Here is an 18034-nt window from a genome sequence, read left to right as displayed (position 1 = left end):
CGTCCGTGCGGGATCGTGCACCCCAGTCCCCTTCGGACGAACAGGTACCGTGAACCCCATGGGGATGATCTCGCAGCTCACGTATTACCCGGTCAAAGGCTGCTCCGGCACCACAGTCCAATCCGCCGACGTCACCCCGGCCGGCCTCGCGCACGACCGCGAGTTCATCGTCACCGCCCCCGACGGCGACTTCCGCAGCCAGCGCCGCTTCCCCGTCATGGCCGCCATCCGCCCCCGCGTCCTGGACGACGGCACCCGTCTCGTCCTGTCCGCACCGGGGATCGAGGACCTGACCATCGACGTCCAGAAGGACGGCCGACGGCACCCCGCGGCCACCTTCAACTGGACCGGCGAGGGCGTCCACCAGGGCGCCGACGCCGCCGAGTGGTTCTCCACCGTCGTGGGCCAGTCGTCCGTGCTCCTCGGTGTGACGCCGGAACACGACCGGGTGACGAGCGGCGAAACCCCCGGCACCGCGAGGTTCGCCGACGGGCACGCGATCCTCGTGATCTCCGAGTCCTCTTTGGACCACCTGAACGAACGAATCGCCGAACGCGGCGGCGAACCCGTGCCGATGGACCGCTTCCGGCCGAACCTCGTGATTCGCGGCTGGACCGAACCGCACGCCGAGGACTCGGTGCGCCGGATGGAAGCCGGCGGGGCCGAGTTCGCCTACGCGAAGCTGTGCGTCCGGTGCGCGGTGCCGATGGTCGACCAGGAAACCGGCAAGCGCTCCGGTCCGGAGCCGATTCGCTCGCTCGCGGCGTACCACCGCGATCCGGAGGGCGGCGTCCTCTTCGGCATGAAGGCGGCGGTGACCCGGCCCGGTCAGCTGGCGGTCGGCGACGCGGTGATGGTGCATTCCTCGGCCGGCCCGATCCGCAGCACCGAAGCCGCCGAGCCGCCGTTGACCGCCACGGCCAGCTTGCCTGCCGAGTCGGTGTAGACGAGGTTCGCGCCGCGCGGCACGTCGGCGAAGGTGCGGCCGATCGCGGCGGACACCGCGACGTGCTCGCTGTGCACGGTCACCTCACCGGTCAACCCGGTTAGTTCGAGGTCAGCGGCGGTGGCGGCGAGCTGGACGTTGCCGAAGTGGTCGACGGTCAGCACGTCCGACACGAGCTTGCCCGGGAACGCTGCGATCAGCGGCTCCGGCAGTCGCACCAGGTCGCGGATAGCGGGCCCGAAGGAGCCGGGGTGCGCGCCGAGAGCGAGCTTCGCGGCGACAGGGGCGAAGATGTCTCGGCCGTGAAAGGTCGCGGACGTCGGCGTGCGCACATCGATCACGTACGACGCGTACACGCCGCCTAATGCCTCTGCGGCGGGTAGCAGCAGACCGTTGTCCGGGCCGACCAAGATGCCGTGCGTCGCGACCACCACGATGCCGCGACGCTCCGTACCGACGCCTGGGTCGACGACAGCGAGGTGTACGGCCTTAGGAAGCGACGGCACGGTCTGCGCGAGCACTGCCGCGCCTGAGCGCACCTGCTGCGGCGGTACGAGGTGGGTCACGTCGAGAACGCGTACGTCGGGCGCGATGCCCGCGATGACCCCGTGGCAGGCGGCCACGAAGCCGTCGTGCAGCCCGTAGTCGGAGGTGAACGAAATCCAGCGGTAGGCCATGACCTGCATCATCCTCGTAGTGACGATCGTCGGGTTAGGGTGCAGCGGTGACGACGCTCGCCGATTACCCGAAGATCGCCGCTGGAAAAGTCCGGGACCTGTACGCGGTTGGAGACGACCATCTGCTGCTGGTCACCTCGGACCGCATCTCCGCCTACGACTTCATCCTGGACACGCCTATCCCCGACAAGGGCCGTGTTCTCACGGCGATGAGCGTGTTCTGGTTCGAGCAGCTGTCGGACCTGATCCCGAACCACCTTGTCGCGTACGACGACCCGCGCATCCCTGCCGAGGTACGCGGACGCGCGCTACTCGTACGCCGTCTCGACATGCTTCCGGTGGAAGCTGTCGCGCGCGGATACCTCACGGGCTCCGGATACTCGGACTACCAGCGCACGGGGGCAGTGTGCGGCGTAGAGCTGCCCGAAGGGCTCGTGGAGGCCTCGAAGCTACCGTCGCCGATTTTCACGCCCGCGACGAAGGCGGCGTTCGGCGAGCACGACGAGAACGTTTCGTTCGACGCAGTGGTCGCGACTATCGGCGCGAAGCGCGCGGAGGAGCTACGCGAGGCGACGCTCGCGGTGTACCGCCGTGGCGCGGAAGTTGCGGCGAAGCGCGGAATCCTGCTGGCGGACACGAAGTTCGAGTTCGGTGTGGACGAGACGGGCGCGCTGGTGCTGGCGGACGAAGTGCTGACGCCGGATTCGTCGCGGTACTGGCCGGCGGAGGGGTACGAGCCGGGAAGGGTGCAGCCGTCGTTCGACAAGCAGTACGTGCGCAATTGGCTGACGGGGCCGGAGTCGGGCTGGGACAGGGCGTCGAACGTGCAGCCGCCGCCGTTGCCGAGGGAAGTGGTGGAGGCGACGAGGGGAAGGTACGTGGAGGCGTACGAGAGGATGACGGGGTTGTCGCTGGAGGAGTGGCTGTAGGACAGGGGAAAGAGCGAAGGCCCCAGGGAGAGAGAACCCCGAAAACTGTCGGCACCCCCTGACACACTGCAACCATGACCACACCGTACGCAACACCGCGCGCGAGGGCATTGGGCCTGGAGTTACGCGCGGCGCGGGAGAGAAGAAGACTGGGCGTAAGAGAGTTGGCCCGGTTGCTGGGGATGACGCCTGGTTTCGTGACGAATTGGGAACGAGGACTGCGGCTGCCGAAGCCGGAGGACATCGGAGCGGTACTGGCGCATTGCAGGGTGATCGGGCCGGACCGCAGGCGAATAGTGGAGATGGCGCGAGGAGCGCGAGAGCAGGACTGGATAGACAGCGGCGGAGAAGAACCGTACCTGGAGTGGGAGCGCACGGCGGAGGCAGTGTTCGGCTGGGAGCCGGAGGTGGTGCCGCCGTTGTTGCAGACGAGTGGGTACGCGCGAGCGCTGCTATCGGGTGCCTCGGGAGCTGTCGCGGACGAGGTGGAGGCGCGGGTAGCCGAGAGGCTGGCGCGGCGAGTGGTGCTCGATTCGGGCGCACGGTGTGTGCTGGTGCTGGGGGAAACGGCGCTGCACAAGAGGATCGGCGACGCGGACGCGATGGCGGAGCAGCTGTGGCACCTGCGTGAGCGGTTGGCGGAAGGCAAGGTCGAGGTGCGAGTGGTCCCGGCGGACCGGCACCCCGATCTGGGCAGGGGGTTCACGATTTTCGATTTCGCGGACCTGCCGTCGATCGTCCACGAGCGGTTGCTGCGGGAGAGTGCGAGCAGTTCGAGCCCGGCGCGGGTGGCGAAATACCGCGAGGTGGCGGAAACGTTGCGGGAGCTGGCCTTGCCGATTCCCGAGACGGACGCGCTGCTGGAGTCGGCGCTTCGGAAATTGTCGGTGCCGTAGGGCAGAGTGGGTGCCGGTGAGAGGAGCGGCATGAGCCGAGCTTTGGTGTTGGGCGGCGGTGGCGTCGCCGGGATCGCGTGGACGACCGGATTGCTGGCCGGGCTCGCGGAAGCGGGCCAGGACGTGACCGGAGCCGACATGCTGATCGGCACGTCGGCGGGCGCGGCGGTGGCGGCGCAGCTGGGCAGCGGATTGCCGTTGCCGCGGCTGTACGCGCGGCAGACCGACCCGTCCTTGCAAGCGGCGGAGATCGCGGCCGAGTTCGACCCGGAAAAGTTCGGCGAGGAGTTCGCCGCGGTGCTGGCCGACGGCGGCACCGCGGCGGAAATCCGCCGGGAGATAGGAAAATACGCCCTGGCCGCGGAAACCGTACCGGAGTCGAAGCGGCGCGCGGTGATCGAATCCCGCCTGCCGTCCCACGATTGGCCCGAGCGTGCGGTGAAAATCGTTGCGGTGGAAGCGGAAACCGGTGAACCGGCAGTGTTCGACCGCGCGTCCGGCGTCCCGCTGGTCGACGCGGTCGAGGCAAGCTGCGCGGTGCCCGGCGTCTGGCCGGTGGTGCCGATCAACGGCAGGCGTTATGTCGACGGTGGTGTCCGTTCTTCGGCGAATGCTGACTACGCAACAGGTTTCGCTCAGGTGACGGTGGTTGTTCCGATGGGTGCGGCGGAGGCATTCCCAACGGAGCGACCATTCGAACAGGTGCTGGCGGACCTTCGCGAGGCAGGCGCGAAGATCGCGGTACTGGAACCGGACGAGGCTTCGGTCGCAGCGATCGGGCCGAACCCCCTGGCCCCAGAAACCCGAGCCGCGGCTGCGGCGGCCGGATTGGCACAGGGACAACGGGGAGGGGTGGTGTGGGAGTGAGCCTGGCGCACCGCGTCGCGGTTCGCGGTTGATCCCCGGCTCGGCGGGCTGTGCGCCAGGTCCGGCGCGGGTTTGGCTGTGGTGGGCCTGGGTTGGCGGGGCCTGGGTGCGGTTGGCTGTGTGTGGCTCGGGTTCGCTGAGCGTGCGTGCGCGCGGTCGTGGCGGGCTCGGGTGCTGGCGGAGTCTGGGTGCGGTTAGGCGTGGATGGCTCGGGTGCTGGCGGGGCGTGGGTGCGGTTGGCTGTGTGTGGCTCGGGTTCGCTGAGCGTGTGTGCGGTTGGTCGTGGCGGGCTCGGGTGTTGGCGGGGCCTGAGCGCGGTTGGCCGTGGCGAGCTCGGATGTTCGCGGAGCCCGCGTGCCGTTGGCTGCGGGCTTGTCGGGCACCCCGGCTCCTCTGGCGGGGCTCCGCTCGCGGTCCGCTCCGGCCGTTCCCGCATCTGCGCTCGGCTGGAACCCGATCCGTCACCAACCGTCCGCCGCCAAGCCCATGCGCAGCTCGGCACGCGGTCCCGAAGCGCGGCCGGGCCGGAGTCAGCGGCGGCAGGGCGTGCGGCAATCGCGTTCGCGCGGTAGCCGCGGGTGAACGTTAGGCGCCTGCCGAAAAAGGCGACCCCGCGGCACCGTCCGCGCTGGCACACTGGGTTTCGTGCTTCTGCTCATCAGCGGCAGTCTGCGGGCCGGTTCGGTCAACGCGGCTGTCATCGCGACCGCGGCCGGGTTCGCACCGTCCACTGTGTACGGTGGGATCGACGGGCTGCCGCATTTCAACCCCGATCACGACCGGGATCCATTGCCTGAAGAGGTCGCGGCGTTGCGGGAGGCGATCGGGGCGGCGGACGGCGTCCTGTTCTGCACCCCGGAATACGCCGGCGGCCTGCCGGGTTCGTTCAAGAACCTGCTCGACTGGACCATCGGCGGCGGCGAGATGTACGGCAAACCGGTCGCGTGGATCAACGCGTCTTCGGTCGCCGCGCCAACCGGGGGCGCGGACGCGCACGACTCCCTCCGCAAGACGCTCACCTACGCGGGCACCCGCATCGTCGACGACGCTTGTGCGCGGATTCCCATTCCTCGCCAGGCTGTCGAGGACGGGGCCCTCATCGATCCCGACCTGCGCGGGCGGGTCGCGGTCGCGGTGCGGCGGCTCGTGGAGGCGGCCAAACCGGACAATCCGTGAACGGCTGAGCCCAGTCGGGAAAGCTGCTCCGGTCGGCACGGCGGCGGGGCCGTGGCTCCCCCGGAGGAAGCCTGGGGCGGCACGTAATCGCCGCTTTCCCGAGAGGAACAGCGAGGGGTGGATTTCCGTCGCCTCAGGGCCAGGCCCAGGGAGGTAAGCGGGAAAATCGGTGGCTCTGCGGCATTTGCCCGGTTAGCGTTCGCAAGGGTGAGCTACGAGCACCCCCTCGCCTATCTCGTCGGCATCGAAGGCGCCGCATTGCTCCGCGCGTTTACCGGCGAGCACGATCGCGAGTTCGTCGAAGCGCGCCTAGCTGAAATCCGTGCACTGCTGGCCGACGAAGGGCTGGCTGAAGGCGTCGAGGTAACTCAGCTCGCCCCGCGAGATGGTTACGCTCGTTGGGCAGCGGCGTACGACTCCGGCGAGAATCCCGCCTTCGCTGACGAGCCTCACCTCGAGGCGATCCTTGACACCATCCCGTCCGGTCGCGCGCTCGACGCCGCCTGCGGTACCGGGCGTCTCACCCGTCTCCTGGTCGAACGTGGGCACCACGTCGTCGCCGTCGATGGTTCTCCTGAGATGCTCAGCCACGCCAAGGCTGACTCGACTCTCGTCGCTGACCTGCACGAACTCCCGGTCGACGACGGTTCGCAGGACGTGGTGCTCTGCGGCCTCGCGTTGGCGCACGTGCCGGACCTGACGCCGGTGATCGCCGAGTTCGCGCGGGTTCTCGTCCCGGGCGGGCACCTCGTGCTCTCCGACGTGCACCCGGAGCAGGTCCAGCGCGGATCGATCCCCTCGGTCCGCACGGTCGATGGCGCTCCGGCTCGGGTCCGGACTTATCACCATCGGGTCGGCGACTATCTGCACGCGTTTTTCGCCGCGGGTCTCGCGCCGGTGAGTTGTCAGGAGCCGACGCCCGCACCGACCAAACCCCAGCAGGTTCCCGGGGGTGGGCCGTGGGATCTCTGGCCGTGGTCGCTCAACGGCCTCATCCCGGACGCGCTGGTCGCAGCGGCGAAGGACGTGCCGTCGATGCTTATCTGGCACTGCCGCAAAACTGCCGCATAAACAGGACGCATACCGGGCGGTGACTGTCCGCCGCGTAAGTCTCACTCGTAGTTCACGGTGCGGTCAGGCGGTCGCCACACGGCTGCGGCGCAATGGTGGCGTGGATGCTCGCCTGCTGGTCTCGCTGTCCGGGGTCACCACGCGCACGTTGCACCGTTGTGCGCATCTGGCGACCGAACTCGAACGTCGGCACGTCCCGCTGTCGATTCTGCATGTCGCGCGCACGGAGGACGGGCCCGTCACGGCCTGGGTCCGTACGCGCGCCGCAGCGGGTGATTCGGTGCTGCTCAACGGCTATGACCACCGCATTCCGCCGACGCACCGCGCCGTGCACCTAGGTCGTAAGGCCGAGTTCGCCGTGCTCCCCGCGCACGAAGCGCGGCTAAGGCTCATCGCCGCGAAGGCCGCGCTCGACGCGACCGGCGTGACTGTCGACGGCTTCGCGCCGCCGCGTTGGCTTGCGTCGCCCGGCACTGTGCAGGCGTTGCGGGAGCACGGCTTCGCGCTGTGTGCCGACCAGAACGCCGTACGGGACCTGGTGACCGGCGAGATTCGGCGCGCGCGAGTGCAGGACTTCACGAGTCAGTCGCACCGTACGGAGACTGTCCGCTGCTTCGCGCTCGTACTGGCCTCCGCCCGGGCCGCTCGCCGAGGCGGGCTGGTGCGGCTTGGCATCGATGCCGCCGACCTCAGCCGCCCCGGCTTGCGGCAGGCGTTGTTCGACGCGGTGGACGTCGCCCTCGAAAACCGGGCTTTCGGGAGCACCTACGGCTCCCTGCGCCACACCGCTCCCGCCTAGACCTCGGTCGCGACGCCTCGCTCCAGCACCTTCACGTCGGTGCCTTCCGGAGCCAGGTTCTGGAACAGCCCGTAGTGCATCGCCGGGTTGGCCAGCACCGCCTCGTGGATCGGCACCGAGCGGCGCGGCGCGACCGCGCGCAGGAAGTCCACCGCTTCGCCGGCCTTCAGCCACGGTGCTCCGGTGGGCAGGCCGAGCACGTCGACCTTCTGCTCGGGCACGAAGAACGAGTCGCCCGGGTGGTAGAACGCGCCGTGGTCGACGAGGTAGCCGATGTTCGGGATCACCGGGATGTCGGCGTGGATCACCGCGTGCTCGCCGCCGACGACCGACACCGAGGTGCCGCCGAACTCGAACGCGTCGCCGGGCTTGGCGACCTCGAACTCCAGGTGCAGCTTCTCGATGGCCTCCGCCGAACCCGGGTCGACGATCAGCTTCGCGTCCGGGTTCGCCTGCAGCAGGCCGGGCAGGCGTTCGACGTCCAGGTGGTCGAAGTGCTGGTGGGTGATCAGCACCGCGGACAGTTCGCGCTCGTCCTCGAAGCCGGTGGAGAACGTGCCGGGGTCGAGCAGAATCCGCTCCGCGGCGGTCTCGAGCAGTACGCAGGAATGTCCGAAATGGACGATCCGCATCAGGTTTTCTCCTTACCAAGATCGGTCGGTTCAACCCTACGCTCGCGGCCTGGTCCACGAGGGCGCTCAGCGGAGGACTCCCGGTCGGAGGACTTTCCGCGCCCGCGCCTCGGATGCCATGCTGGCGGGAAGCCCGGGCAACTGTTGGCAGAGTGTCAGCAACCTCGTAGCCTGGGGGTTCACCGAGACGGGGAGAACGCCGATGACCGCGGTCCAGCCGAAGCCGACGCCCGTCGGCGAGACGTTCGATTCGCTCAGCCCGGCCACCGACGAGGTCGTCGGGACCTATCCGGTGCACACGGCCGACGAGGTCAGCGCCGCCGTCGAGCGGGCGAGGGCGGCCGCGCGCTGGTGGGACGGCCTCGGCTTCGCCGGTCGTGCGGAGCGGCTGCAGCGCTGGAAGGGCGTGCTCACCCGGCGGCTGCCGCAGCTGTGCCAGGTCGTGCGCGACGAGACCGGCAAGCCGATCGCGGACGCCCAGCTCGAGAGCGTGCTGGCGATCGAGCACATCGCGTGGGCGGCGAAGAACGCCCGCAAGGTGCTCGGCAAGCACCGCCGCTCGTCCGGCCTCCTGATGGCCAACCAGGCCGCGACCGTCGAATACCTCCCGCTCGGCGTCGTCGGCGTGATCGGGCCCTGGAACTACCCGGTGTTCACCCCGCTCGGCTCCATCGCCTACGCGCTGGCCGCGGGCAACGCTGTCGTCTTCAAGCCCAGCGAGTACACCCCGGGCGTCGGGAAATGGCTGGTCGACGCGTTCGCCGAGATCGTGCCCGAGCAGCCGGTGCTGCAGCTGATCACCGGTTTCGGAGAGACCGGCGCCGCGCTGGTCGGCTCCGGCGTGGACAAGATCGCGTTCACCGGCTCCGCGGCCACCGGCAAGAAGATCATGGCCGCCGCCGCGAACACGCTCACCCCGGTCGTGATCGAGGCGGGCGGCAAGGACGCGCTGCTGGTCGACACGGACGCGGACCTCGAAGCGGCGGCCGACGCCACCGTCTGGGGCGCGTTCTCGAACTCCGGCCAGACCTGCATCGGCGTCGAGCGCGTCTACGTGCACGAACGCGTGGCCGACGAGTTCGTCGCGCGGGTGGTCGAGAAGGCGAAGAACGTGCGCGCCGGCTCCGACGAGGACGCGCAGTACGGCCCGATCACCATGCCCTCGCAGCTCTCGGTGATCCGCAGCCACATCGAGGACGCACTGAAGCGCGGCGGGAAAGCGCTGGTCGGCGGTGTGGAGAGCGTCGGCGACCGCTACGTCCAGCCGACCGTGCTGGTCGACGTCCCGGAGGACTCCGAGGCGGTGCGCGAGGAGACGTTCGGGCCCACCGTCACCATCGCCAAGGTCCGCGACATGGACGAAGCGATCGAGAAGGCCAACGCCACCAAATACGGCCTCGGCTCCACGGTGTTCTCGCGGGCGCGCGGTGCCGAGCTGGCGTCGCGGCTGCGCGCGGGCATGACCTCGGTGAACGCGCCGCTTTCGTTCGCCGGCATCGCGTCGCTGCCCTTCGGTGGCGTCGGCGATTCCGGGTTCGGCCGGATCCACGGCCCGGAAGGCCTGCGCGAGTTCGCCCGCCCGAAGGCCGTGGCCCGGCAGCGGTTCACCGCGCCGCTCACGCTCACGTCCTTCTCCCGCAAGGAATCCACGGACGCGCTGGTCGCCAAGCTGGTCACCGTCCTGCACGGCAAACGCTGAGGAGAACTGTTGCCCGGCTTCGGCGATTTCCAGCTCGAGATCTACTTCGCCGGGCTGTCCGGCCGCGTCCCGGATCTGCCGATGGCGTACCCGGAACTGGAAGCGCGTGCGGCACAAGCGCTTCCGCCGTCCGTACTGTCCTATGTGGCCGGTGGGGCGGGCGACGAGCGGACCCAGCGCGGGAACGTCGAGGCATTCGAGCGCTGGGGCCTGGTCCCGCGGATGTTCGTCGGCGCGAACGAACGCGACCTGGCGGTGGACCTGTTCGGGATGAAGCTGCCATCGCCGCTGTTCCTGGCACCGGTCGGGGTGATCGGCCTGTGCGCGCAGGACGGCCACGGCGATCTCGCGACCGCGCGAGCCAGCGCGCGAACGGGCGTGCCGATGGTCGCTTCGACACTGAGCGTCGACCCGATGGAAACGCTCGTCCCGGAACTGAGCGACACTCCGGGTTTCTTCCAGCTGTACACGCCTACCGACCGTGATCTCGCCGCCTCGCTCGTGCAACGCGCCGAGACGGCGGGCTTCCGCGGCATCGTCGTCACGCTCGACACCTGGGTCACCGGATGGCGTCCACGTGACCTGTCGACGGCGAACTTCCCGCAGCTGCGCGGGCATTGCCTGGCCAACTACTTCACCGACCCGGTCTTCCGGAAACGGCTCGGCAAGGCCCCCGAGGACGATCCGGCGACCGCCGTCGGGCTCTGGGCGCAGCTTTTCGGCAACCCGCTCACCTGGGACGACCTGCCCTGGCTGCGCTCGCTGACCAAGCTTCCGTTGCTGGTCAAAGGCATTCAGCATCCCGCCGACGCCCGCCGCGCCATCGACGGCGGCGTCGACGGGATCTACTGCTCGAACCACGGCGGACGGCAGGCCAACGGCGGTCTCCCGGCGCTGGACTGCCTGGCCGAGGTGGTCGACGCCTCCGGCGGCACGCCGGTCCTGTTCGACTCCGGCGTTCGCTCCGGAGCCGACGTGGTGAAGGCGCTGGCCTTGGGCGCGACCGCGGTGGGCGTCGGCCGCCCGTATGCCTGGGGTTTGTCGTTGGCTGGTGAGGACGGCGTTGTCCATGTGCTGCGTACCTTGCTGGCTGAAACTGACTTGATCATGGCTGTCGACGGCTATCCGACCCTGGCGGATCTCACCCGCGAGGCGCTGCGGCGGGTCGGCCAGGCCTGAGACAAGGACCTGAGACAGGCTCTGAGACAAGGACCTGAGACAGGGCTTGCGAAAAAGCCTGGCCGCCCGCCGCGTCACGAGGGCAGGAAGTACCCCTCGCTCTCGTCCCACGGAAGGTCGAAATCGTCCAGGTGCACGCGCCACTCCGCGTCCGGAAGGGCGCGGCGCAACTCGGTCACCGAATCCAGCACGTGTTCGAGCACCGCCATCATCCGGTCCGGATCGAACGGGATCTTGGTGGACCCGGCCACGATCTCGTCCGGCTCGCTGCCGCCTTCCTCGTACAGGTAGAGGGATTCCTCGTCCGGGTAAGGGAAAGACGACTGGCGGGCGGTGACGATGCGCTCGATGGCCGCCGTCTCGGTCGGGGTGAGCGCGGTCGCCCGGCTCGCGTCGTAGTAGAGGGAGGTGCTCATGGGTCCGACTGTATCGACGGGGTCCGACAATTCCGTGAAAACGGTCAGGCGAACAGCTCGCTCAGCAGCTCCGGATCGAGGACGATCGGCGCGGGCCGGTACGCCGGCGGCTGCTCGCCCATCAGCTCGCGCACCAGGAAATCCCAGCCGCGGGCGCGAACGTAGGACAGGCAGTCGATGAACACGTGCTCGGCTCCGGGCACGATGAGCAGCTCGAAGTCCTTGTTCGCCGCGATCAGCCGATCCGCCAGCCGCAGCGTGTTGTCCGGGTGCACGCGGTCGTCCATCTCGCCGTGCACGAGCAACAGCTTGCCCGCCAGTCGATCCGCGATCTCCACATTGGACGTCGCCGCCCACGCTTTCGGATTGTCCGCGCCGTCGTAAGCCTCCACGAAGTCCAGGCTGAAGTGCGGCGCGTCGTGCGAACCGGACAAAGCGACGCCGACTCGGTAGACTTCGGGGTAGTCCAGCATCGCCCGCACCGTCGCGAATCCGCCGCCGGAATGCCCGAACGCGCCCACCCGGTCCAGATCCATCCACGGCCGCGTCTCGGCGAGTTGCCGCATGGCCGCGAGGTGGTCGTCGAGGCTGCCCGCGTCGGCGAGCTTGCCGTAAGACGCGTCGTGGAACGCCTTGTTCCGGCCCGGCGTCCCGCGTCCGTCCACGGCGAGCACCACGAAGCCAAGCGCGGCAAGGGGTTCCGCGTCCAGGCCCATGCCGCCCGGGTCGAAGGACGGCGAGACCCGGGTGACCTGCGGGCCGGGATAGATGTTGTCCACGACCGGGTACTTCTTCGCCGGGTCGAAGCCGTGCGGCCGGTACAGCACGCCGTAGATGTCGGTGACGCCGTCAGCCGCCTTGACGCAGAACGGTTCCGGTGCCGTCCAGCCGGTCGCGACGAGCTTCGTGATGTCCGCCCGCTCCAGTTCGACCAGCACGCGGCCGGACCAGTCGCGGACCGTCGCCACCGGCGGAGTGTCCACAGTAGACGCGGAGTCGACGAAGTACGCCATGTCGCTCGACGCAGTGACGACGTGGTCCAGCGAATCATCGGTCACCTTGGCGAATCCGGTGCCGTCCAAGCCGATCCGGCACACCGTGCGCCGGTACGGATCCTCCGCGACCAGTCCGGACGCGACGAAGTACACCGTCTCCGCTTCGACGTGCAGGATCTGCCGCACCGCCCAATTCCCGGACGTGACCTGGTTCAGCAGTTCGCCGGTGTGCAGGTCGTAGCGGTACAGGTGACCCCAGTCGTCGCGCTGCGAGTACCACAGCACCTCGTTCTCCAGCACCCGCACGATCGGCGGCTGGTACATCCACTGGGTGGGCTCGACACGGGTCGGCCCGGTTTCGCTGAGCACCGTGGTGACCTCGCCGGTCGACGGGTCCAGCCGGTGCAGGGCGAGGGTGCGCCGGTCGCGCGGCTGGCCGAGGAAGTACACCGCCGAGCCGTCCGCCGCCCACCACGCCCACTTGGCCGTCACCGGCGACATCATCGGCGCGAGCAGCGGTTCGGTCTGCGCGCGGACTATCGTGCCGGTGGCGACGTCCAGCACTACCAACTCGGCCAGCGCCATGTTCTCGTCGCCGGGGTACGGGTAGCGCTGGGTGTGCAGCGTGGGTGCGCTGCCGTCGGCGGGCCGGGCTTCGATCAGGTGCGTTTCGCGGACCGCGCGCTCGTCCGTCCGGTGGGTCAGCACCTTGGTCGAAGCCGGCGACCACGCCACCGCGGGCGGCAGGTGCGGCAGTTCGAACTTCCGCAGCAGAGTGCCGTTTCCGAGGCTTTCCGGACTGGTGCCGTACTGGTAGCCGGGCGCGCCGTCGTTGGTCAGCGGCCATTCGCGGGCACCGGACACCGCCCAGAGGTCCGCGCCGCGCTGGGACACCGCGACCTTGCCGTCCGGCGAGGGTACGTCCAGCGGGCCGCCCGGGGGCGTCACGGCGGGCAGCTTCGTCGGGTCGAAGTCCGGGGTGCGGGTGCCCGCGACCGGGTCGACGAGGAAGAACTTCTTGCTGTCGCCGTGGTTCACCGCGTACCAGAACCGCGCGCCGCCGTCGATCCACTGTGGACGGACGCGGTCGCCGACGATCAGCTCGCCGGGGCGGGCGAGACGGCTCAGGAGCAGCGCGGCGGTTTGGTAGTTCTCGGTGGTGGGCATGCTCGGGTTCCTTCCCCCAGTTGTTTCTGACCTGCGAAACGCTACGTTGCGTTTCTGATTTTTGCCAACTTACTTGTTGCGTTTCCGGAGGATATATGCAGGTAGAAGACGTGAATCGTTGCAACGAACGCTAAGATCAACGCAACGGGTTTGTTGCAATGAGGGTAAGGTCAACGCTATCCTCGGCGAGGAACGAAGGAGATCGCGATGCCCGGCGGCAGGCTCACCCAGCAGGAACGACACCAGATCGCGCTCGGTCTCGCCGACGGTCTCGCGTACGCGGAGATCGCGCGCGGGCTCGACCGGCCCACCTCGACAGTCACACGCGAGGTGCTGCGCAACGGCGGGCCCGGCGGCTACCGAGCCGACCTCGCCCAGCACGCCACCGAACATCGCGCCCACCGGAGCAGGCAGTCGGCCGCCCGTCGCGCTCGCCCCGCCCCGCCGGAGGGCGGACGCGACGCCGAGGCGGTGCGCGAGTACGAGGAGTCGTTCGCCACCGTCTTCACCGACGCAGGGCTGCCGAAGATGACCGCGCGGCTGCTGGTCGCGCTCTTCACCACCGATTCCGGCGGCCTCACCGCCGCCGAACTCGTCCGGCGGTTGCAGGTCAGTCCCGCGTCGGTGTCGAAAGCGATCGCGTTCCTCGAACATCAGGGCCTGGTCCGCCGGGAACGCGACGAGGGCCGCCGCGAGCGTTACCTGGTCGACGACGACGTCTTCTACGAGTCGATCATGGCCACCGTTCGCGCCAACCTCCGCCTCGCCGAGACCGCGCGGCGCGGCGTCGAAGTGCTGGGGCCCGACACGCAGGCGGCCGTCCGGTTAGAGGGCATCGCACGGTTTGTCGACGTCGTCGCGGACAGCATCCGCCGTTCCGCGGACGAGGCGCGTGACATCCTGCACGCCTACCGGGCGGAGCGTTCGGAGCGCTGACGCAGTTACAATCGCCGCCCGTATGTGGTTACCAGGAAAAGCCGGGCGGATCCTCGCCTTGTTGCTCGCCGTCGCCGCGACAGTGCTCGTCGCGGGCGTAGCGGCTGTCGTCAGCGGTTTCAATCCGGTTGACCTGCAGGTCTACCGCTTCGGTGCGGACGCCGTCGTCCACGGTGGCGATCTTTACGGTGCTCTCCCCACCACCACGGCAGGTTCCATGCTGCCGTTCATCTACCCGCCGTTCGCCGCGATGCTCTTCTCTGTCTTGGCGTTCCCACCGCTGCCTGTCGCGTCCGTTCTGCTCGACCTCGCCTCCGCCGCGTCGCTCTGGGCCGTTCTCTATGTCGCAGTCCGCCGCCTTTGGCAGTCCTGGAACCGGCGCACCGCCGTTGCCGCCGCGTCCGCGTTCACCGTTGCGGGGCTTGCCTTCGAGCCGGTGCGCGCGACCCTCTCTTTCGGACAGATCAACCTCGTCCTGATGGCACTGGTCGCAGTCGATTGTCTAGCGCCCAACCCGCGCTGGCCGCGCGGGATACTCGTCGGCCTTGCCGCCGCGATCAAGGTGACCCCAGCCGGTTTCCTGCTGTTCTTCGTGCTCGCCAAGGATTTCCGAGCCGCCCGCAACGCACTGCTGACCGGTGCCGGAGCAACCTTGCTCGGCTTCCTGGTCGCCCCGCGCGCGTCCGTCGAGTACTTCTTCGACGGTGGCCTCACCGGCGCCGACGGCTTCAGCGGCTCGCCCTACGCGACCAACCAGACCATCCAAGGCGCTCTCAACCGTCTCGCCCTGCCACCGCATACGCATGACCTGCTGTGGCTTGCCCTGTCCGCCTTCGTCTTGGTCGCCGCGGTGCTCGTCATGCGGCGAGTCGACCGCTCGCTCGCCTTCGTCGTCAACGCGGCGACGGTGCTCGTCCTGTCTCCGATTTCCTGGTCGCACCACTGGGTTTGGGTCGTGCCCGCAATGCTTATCCTCGCCACGCGTGTCCGCACGATTCGCGCCGGAGCGGCGTTGATCGCGGCTGCCTCGGTCTACATCGCCGCGCCGCACACGTTCCTGCCGTCCAGCGGGATGCGAGAGCTCGCGTGGGAACCGTGGCAGCACCTCGTCGGCGACTCTTACCTCATTCTCGCGTTGGGTTTCCTTGCCTGGCAACTGTTCGCACTGCAACCCGCTCGTGCCCTAGAACCGGCGCGAGCCCGTTAGGCGGATCCGGGCCAAGCCAGCGTCACCAGATCCCGGCCGGAAGATCCGATATCTGGTGCCATTTCCGGGTCCACGCCCAGGTCCAGCAAGGCCCGCTCGACCTCCCCGGCCGCCTCCTTGGGCAAGCACAACCGCCGCCGGACGACGTCCACTGTGGCGGCGAACTCCGCGTACTCCGGCTCCGGCGGCCGTTGCCACGCCACGACTTCCGGCTCGATCCCTGCTTCCGCGAGCGCCGCGAGACAGTCTTCGGCGGTCGGCCCGGACGGTCGCTCGATGCCGTGGAACCGTTGCCACAACGGATTAAGCTCAGTCAACGGATGCCGCGCGGCTGTCTCGACCACCACCCGTCGCCGCGCCGCCGCAGTGAGCGCCGCGGCGAACGAGGCGAGGTCGGGAACGTTGTAGACCACGTTCCCGCACACGACGACATCCGCCGCACCAGCTTCCGCGGCAAGCTCGGGCCACCTGCCGGACAACACCCGGTACTCCACGCCCGCCGCCCTTTCGGCGAACGCCGCGAGCAACTCGTCGTCGGTGTCGACCGCCGTCACCGCGGTGACGTTCGACCGGCCGACCAGGGGCAGGCTCGCCGCCCCGGCCGCCGCGCCGATATCGAGCACCGTTCCCGGTTCCTGCAACGCCTCGGCGGCCAGCTGGTGCGTCGCTCCGATCGGTGCGGCGATCTGCTGATCGGCCCGCCGAATAAACACCTCGCGCGGCAGGACCCACGGCGACTCCGGAGGGTGCACGGTGTCCGGAATCGCCCAGGCGGCAAGGAGATCTCGCCAGTCCGACAGAGCGGTCATCGAGCCCGGATCAGGTCCGCCGCCTTCTCCGCCACCATGATCGTCGGCGCGTTGGTGTTCCCTCGCGGCACCACCGACATGACCGAAGCGTCCACCACCCGCAGTCCCGAAACCCCGCGCACCTTCAACTCCGGATCCACCACCGCGTGTTCGCCGCTGCCCATCGCGCACGTGCCGACCGGGTGGTACAGCGTCTGCGTGTTCTCCCGGACGTGCTCAGTCAACGCCTCGTCCGACAGCTCATGCGTCGCCGGGAGGAACGGCCGATCCAGGAACTTCGCCAACGGACCCGACCGGCCGATCTCGATCAGCGAACGCAACGCCGACTTGATCGACTCCAGATCGATCGACTCCGCGTAATACGCCGGGTCGATTTCCGGCTTCCACAACGGATTCGCCGACTTCAGCCGGAGCCGCCCGCGGCTCGCGACGTCGACCAGCGTCGCCGCGGACGTGAAGCCGGGGCAGGTCGGCTCGCGCATTCCGTTGTCGTAGAACAACGTCGGAGCCACGTGGATCTGCATGTCCGGCGCGGCGAGCCCGTCGCGCGTCGAGTAGAACGCACCTGCCTCGCCGATGTTCGACGCCAGCGGGCCGCGTTTGGTCAGCTGGTAGCGCACCAGCCCGGCAGGCGTCGCGGAGTCCGCGATGTCGGTCGTGCCCTTCGTCGACCAGATCACGCCGACCGCTGGATGGTCGTGCAGGTTGTCGCCGACGCCGGGCAGCGCGGCGACCACGTCGATGCCCATTTCGCGCAAGTGCTCGGCCGGTCCGACGCCGGACAGCATCAGCAGTTGCGGCGAGTTGATCGCGCCGCCGGACAGCAGCACCTCGGCGTCCGCGCGGACGGTCGTCGGCACGCCTTTGTCCAGATAGGACACTCCGACCGCGCGCGTGCCCTCGAAAACCACCTTGGTGGCCTGCGCGTTCGTGCGAACCGTGAGGTTCGGCCGCGCCAACGCGGGCCGCAGGTAAGCGTCCGCGGCGGACCAGCGGCGACCGCGTTTGCAGGTGACCTGGTAGAGCCCGGCCCCCTCCTGCGATTCGCCGTTGAAGTCGTCGGTGTGCTTGAGCCCCCACGAAACGGCGCTGTCCACCCACGCGTGCGACAGCTCGTGCGTGAACCGCCGGTCCTCGACGTTCAGCGGGCCGTCCGTGCCGTGCAGCGGACCGCCGAGGCGCTGGTTGCCCTCGGCGCGCTTGAAGTACGGCAGCACGTCGTCCCAGCCCCAGCCGGTGGCTCCGTGCGCATCGCGCCAGCCGTCGTAGTCGGCGCGGTTGCCGCGGATGTAGATCATCGCGTTGATCGACGAGCAGCCGCCGAGCAGCCGGCCGCGCGGCCAGTACGCCGTCTTGCCGGTGTGCTTCTGCTCGACGGTCTCGTAGTTCCAGTCCCACTTCGTCTTGAACAGCGACGCGAACGCCGCCGGGATCCGGACCTCGTCCGGGGTGTCCTCGCCGCCGGCTTCGAGCAGCAGCACCCGTGCGGACGGGTCCTCGCTCAGCCGGTTCGCCAGCACGCAGCCCGCGCTGCCCGCGCCGACGATCACGTAGTCGAAGGAGTCCTGCTCTGGCACGCTGCCTCCCGGTGGTGTTGACACCCTGTCAACGACACATCATGGCGCAGGTCACG

17 protein-coding genes are annotated in these 18034 nt (G+C 69.1%); 11 read left to right on the top strand and 6 right to left on the bottom strand.

The features are described from left to right. The first annotated feature begins 58 nt into the window (after positions 1-58). A complete protein-coding gene (locus ACZ7SW_RS01050) occupies positions 59-946 on the top strand; it encodes an MOSC domain-containing protein (RefSeq protein ID WP_470228394.1) in 888 nt (295 codons plus the stop codon). Here the strand turns inward: ACZ7SW_RS01050 and ACZ7SW_RS01045 are convergent. After that, positions 829-1623: an SAM hydrolase/SAM-dependent halogenase family protein gene (locus ACZ7SW_RS01045; protein ID WP_470228393.1), complete on the bottom strand. Its 795-nt coding sequence runs from the start codon at positions 1621-1623 to the stop codon at positions 829-831. The genes ACZ7SW_RS01050 and ACZ7SW_RS01045 overlap by 118 nt on opposite strands. A gap of 47 nt (positions 1624-1670) precedes the next feature. Between ACZ7SW_RS01045 and ACZ7SW_RS01040 the strand changes: the two genes are divergently transcribed. From ACZ7SW_RS01040 to ACZ7SW_RS01015, 6 genes are all read left to right on the top strand, one after another. After that, positions 1671-2552, top strand: a complete 882-nt coding sequence (locus ACZ7SW_RS01040; RefSeq protein WP_470228392.1) for a phosphoribosylaminoimidazolesuccinocarboxamide synthase — start codon at positions 1671-1673, stop codon at positions 2550-2552. A 74-nt stretch (positions 2553-2626) separates the two neighbouring features. Next, positions 2627-3448 (top strand): helix-turn-helix domain-containing protein, encoded by an 822-nt coding sequence (locus tag ACZ7SW_RS01035; RefSeq protein WP_470228391.1) that lies wholly within the window; start codon positions 2627-2629, stop codon positions 3446-3448. A 30-nt stretch (positions 3449-3478) separates the two neighbouring features. Continuing rightward, positions 3479-4315 (top strand): patatin-like phospholipase family protein, encoded by an 837-nt coding sequence (locus tag ACZ7SW_RS01030; protein ID WP_470228390.1) that lies wholly within the window; start codon positions 3479-3481, stop codon positions 4313-4315. A 699-nt stretch (positions 4316-5014) separates the two neighbouring features. Further along, positions 5015-5491 (top strand): NADPH-dependent FMN reductase, encoded by a 477-nt coding sequence (locus ACZ7SW_RS01025; RefSeq protein ID WP_470229218.1) that lies wholly within the window; start codon positions 5015-5017, stop codon positions 5489-5491. A gap of 207 nt (positions 5492-5698) precedes the next feature. Further along, positions 5699-6562, top strand: coding sequence for a class I SAM-dependent methyltransferase (locus tag ACZ7SW_RS01020; protein WP_470228389.1), 864 nt, complete (start codon positions 5699-5701; stop codon positions 6560-6562). A gap of 100 nt (positions 6563-6662) precedes the next feature. Beyond that, on the top strand, positions 6663-7361 hold the full coding sequence (locus tag ACZ7SW_RS01015; protein WP_470228388.1) for a DUF2334 domain-containing protein: 699 nt from the start codon (positions 6663-6665) through the stop codon (positions 7359-7361). On the opposite strand, the gene ACZ7SW_RS01010 is transcribed toward ACZ7SW_RS01015, so the two are convergent. Next, positions 7358-7993, bottom strand: a complete 636-nt coding sequence (locus tag ACZ7SW_RS01010) for an MBL fold metallo-hydrolase (protein ID WP_470228387.1) — start codon at positions 7991-7993, stop codon at positions 7358-7360. The two genes, ACZ7SW_RS01015 and ACZ7SW_RS01010, sit on opposite strands and share 4 nt — an antisense overlap. Positions 7994-8195: 202 nt before the next feature. On the opposite strand from ACZ7SW_RS01010, the gene ACZ7SW_RS01005 reads away from it, so the two are divergent. After that, positions 8196-9692 carry an aldehyde dehydrogenase family protein gene (locus ACZ7SW_RS01005; protein WP_470228386.1) on the top strand — a complete coding sequence of 499 codons (1497 nt, stop codon included), beginning with the start codon at positions 8196-8198 and terminating at the stop codon, positions 9690-9692. Between the two features lie 9 nt (positions 9693-9701). Further along, positions 9702-10871 (top strand): alpha-hydroxy-acid oxidizing protein, encoded by a 1170-nt coding sequence (locus ACZ7SW_RS01000; protein WP_470228385.1) that lies wholly within the window; start codon positions 9702-9704, stop codon positions 10869-10871. Positions 10872-10945: 74 nt separating this feature from the next. On the opposite strand, the gene ACZ7SW_RS00995 is transcribed toward ACZ7SW_RS01000, so the two are convergent. Then, the gene (locus ACZ7SW_RS00995; protein WP_470228384.1) at positions 10946-11287 is read right to left on the bottom strand and encodes a hypothetical protein; all 342 of its coding nucleotides are present in this window, start codon (positions 11285-11287) and stop codon (positions 10946-10948) included. A 44-nt stretch (positions 11288-11331) separates the two neighbouring features. Beyond that, a complete protein-coding gene (locus ACZ7SW_RS00990) occupies positions 11332-13449 on the bottom strand; it encodes a S9 family peptidase (RefSeq protein ID WP_470228383.1) in 2118 nt (705 codons plus the stop codon). A gap of 207 nt (positions 13450-13656) precedes the next feature. Here ACZ7SW_RS00990 and ACZ7SW_RS00985 point away from each other — a divergent pair, with 207 nt between their 5' ends. Together ACZ7SW_RS00985 and ACZ7SW_RS00980 are read left to right on the top strand one after the other, a co-directional pair. Further along, complete coding sequence (locus ACZ7SW_RS00985) at positions 13657-14385, top strand: GbsR/MarR family transcriptional regulator (protein ID WP_470228382.1); 729 nt, start codon at positions 13657-13659, stop codon at positions 14383-14385. A gap of 82 nt (positions 14386-14467) precedes the next feature. After that, complete coding sequence (locus tag ACZ7SW_RS00980; protein WP_470228381.1) at positions 14468-15592, top strand: glycosyltransferase 87 family protein; 1125 nt, start codon at positions 14468-14470, stop codon at positions 15590-15592. Here the strand turns inward: ACZ7SW_RS00980 and ACZ7SW_RS00975 are convergent. Continuing rightward, complete coding sequence (locus ACZ7SW_RS00975; protein ID WP_470228380.1) at positions 15589-16401, bottom strand: class I SAM-dependent methyltransferase; 813 nt, start codon at positions 16399-16401, stop codon at positions 15589-15591. The genes ACZ7SW_RS00980 and ACZ7SW_RS00975 overlap by 4 nt on opposite strands. After that, complete coding sequence (locus tag ACZ7SW_RS00970; protein ID WP_470228379.1) at positions 16398-17978, bottom strand: GMC family oxidoreductase; 1581 nt, start codon at positions 17976-17978, stop codon at positions 16398-16400. Before ACZ7SW_RS00970 ends, ACZ7SW_RS00975 begins: the two co-directional genes overlap by 4 nt. Positions 17979-18034 lie beyond the last annotated feature (56 nt).

This window comes from Amycolatopsis sp. NPDC114484, from assembly GCF_055633755.1.
The sequence above is the reverse complement of the archived record's forward strand: the minus strand, read 5'-3'. Positions and strand labels throughout refer to the sequence as shown.

Coding starts and splice junctions, on each gene's coding strand:
- ACZ7SW_RS01005 (WP_470228386.1), top strand. CDS start 8,196: ATGACCGCGGTCCAGCCGAAGCCGACGCCCGTCGGCGAGACGTTCGAT.
- ACZ7SW_RS01045 (WP_470228393.1), bottom strand. CDS start 1,623: ATGGCCTACCGCTGGATTTCGTTCACCTCCGACTACGGGCTGCACGAC.
- ACZ7SW_RS01050 (WP_470228394.1), top strand. CDS start 59: ATGGGGATGATCTCGCAGCTCACGTATTACCCGGTCAAAGGCTGCTCC.
- ACZ7SW_RS01030 (WP_470228390.1), top strand. CDS start 3,479: ATGAGCCGAGCTTTGGTGTTGGGCGGCGGTGGCGTCGCCGGGATCGCG.
- ACZ7SW_RS01035 (WP_470228391.1), top strand. CDS start 2,627: ATGACCACACCGTACGCAACACCGCGCGCGAGGGCATTGGGCCTGGAG.
- ACZ7SW_RS00985 (WP_470228382.1), top strand. CDS start 13,657: ATGCCCGGCGGCAGGCTCACCCAGCAGGAACGACACCAGATCGCGCTC.
- ACZ7SW_RS00975 (WP_470228380.1), bottom strand. CDS start 16,401: ATGACCGCTCTGTCGGACTGGCGAGATCTCCTTGCCGCCTGGGCGATT.
- ACZ7SW_RS01010 (WP_470228387.1), bottom strand. CDS start 7,993: ATGCGGATCGTCCATTTCGGACATTCCTGCGTACTGCTCGAGACCGCC.
- ACZ7SW_RS00990 (WP_470228383.1), bottom strand. CDS start 13,449: ATGCCCACCACCGAGAACTACCAAACCGCCGCGCTGCTCCTGAGCCGT.
- ACZ7SW_RS00995 (WP_470228384.1), bottom strand. CDS start 11,287: ATGAGCACCTCCCTCTACTACGACGCGAGCCGGGCGACCGCGCTCACC.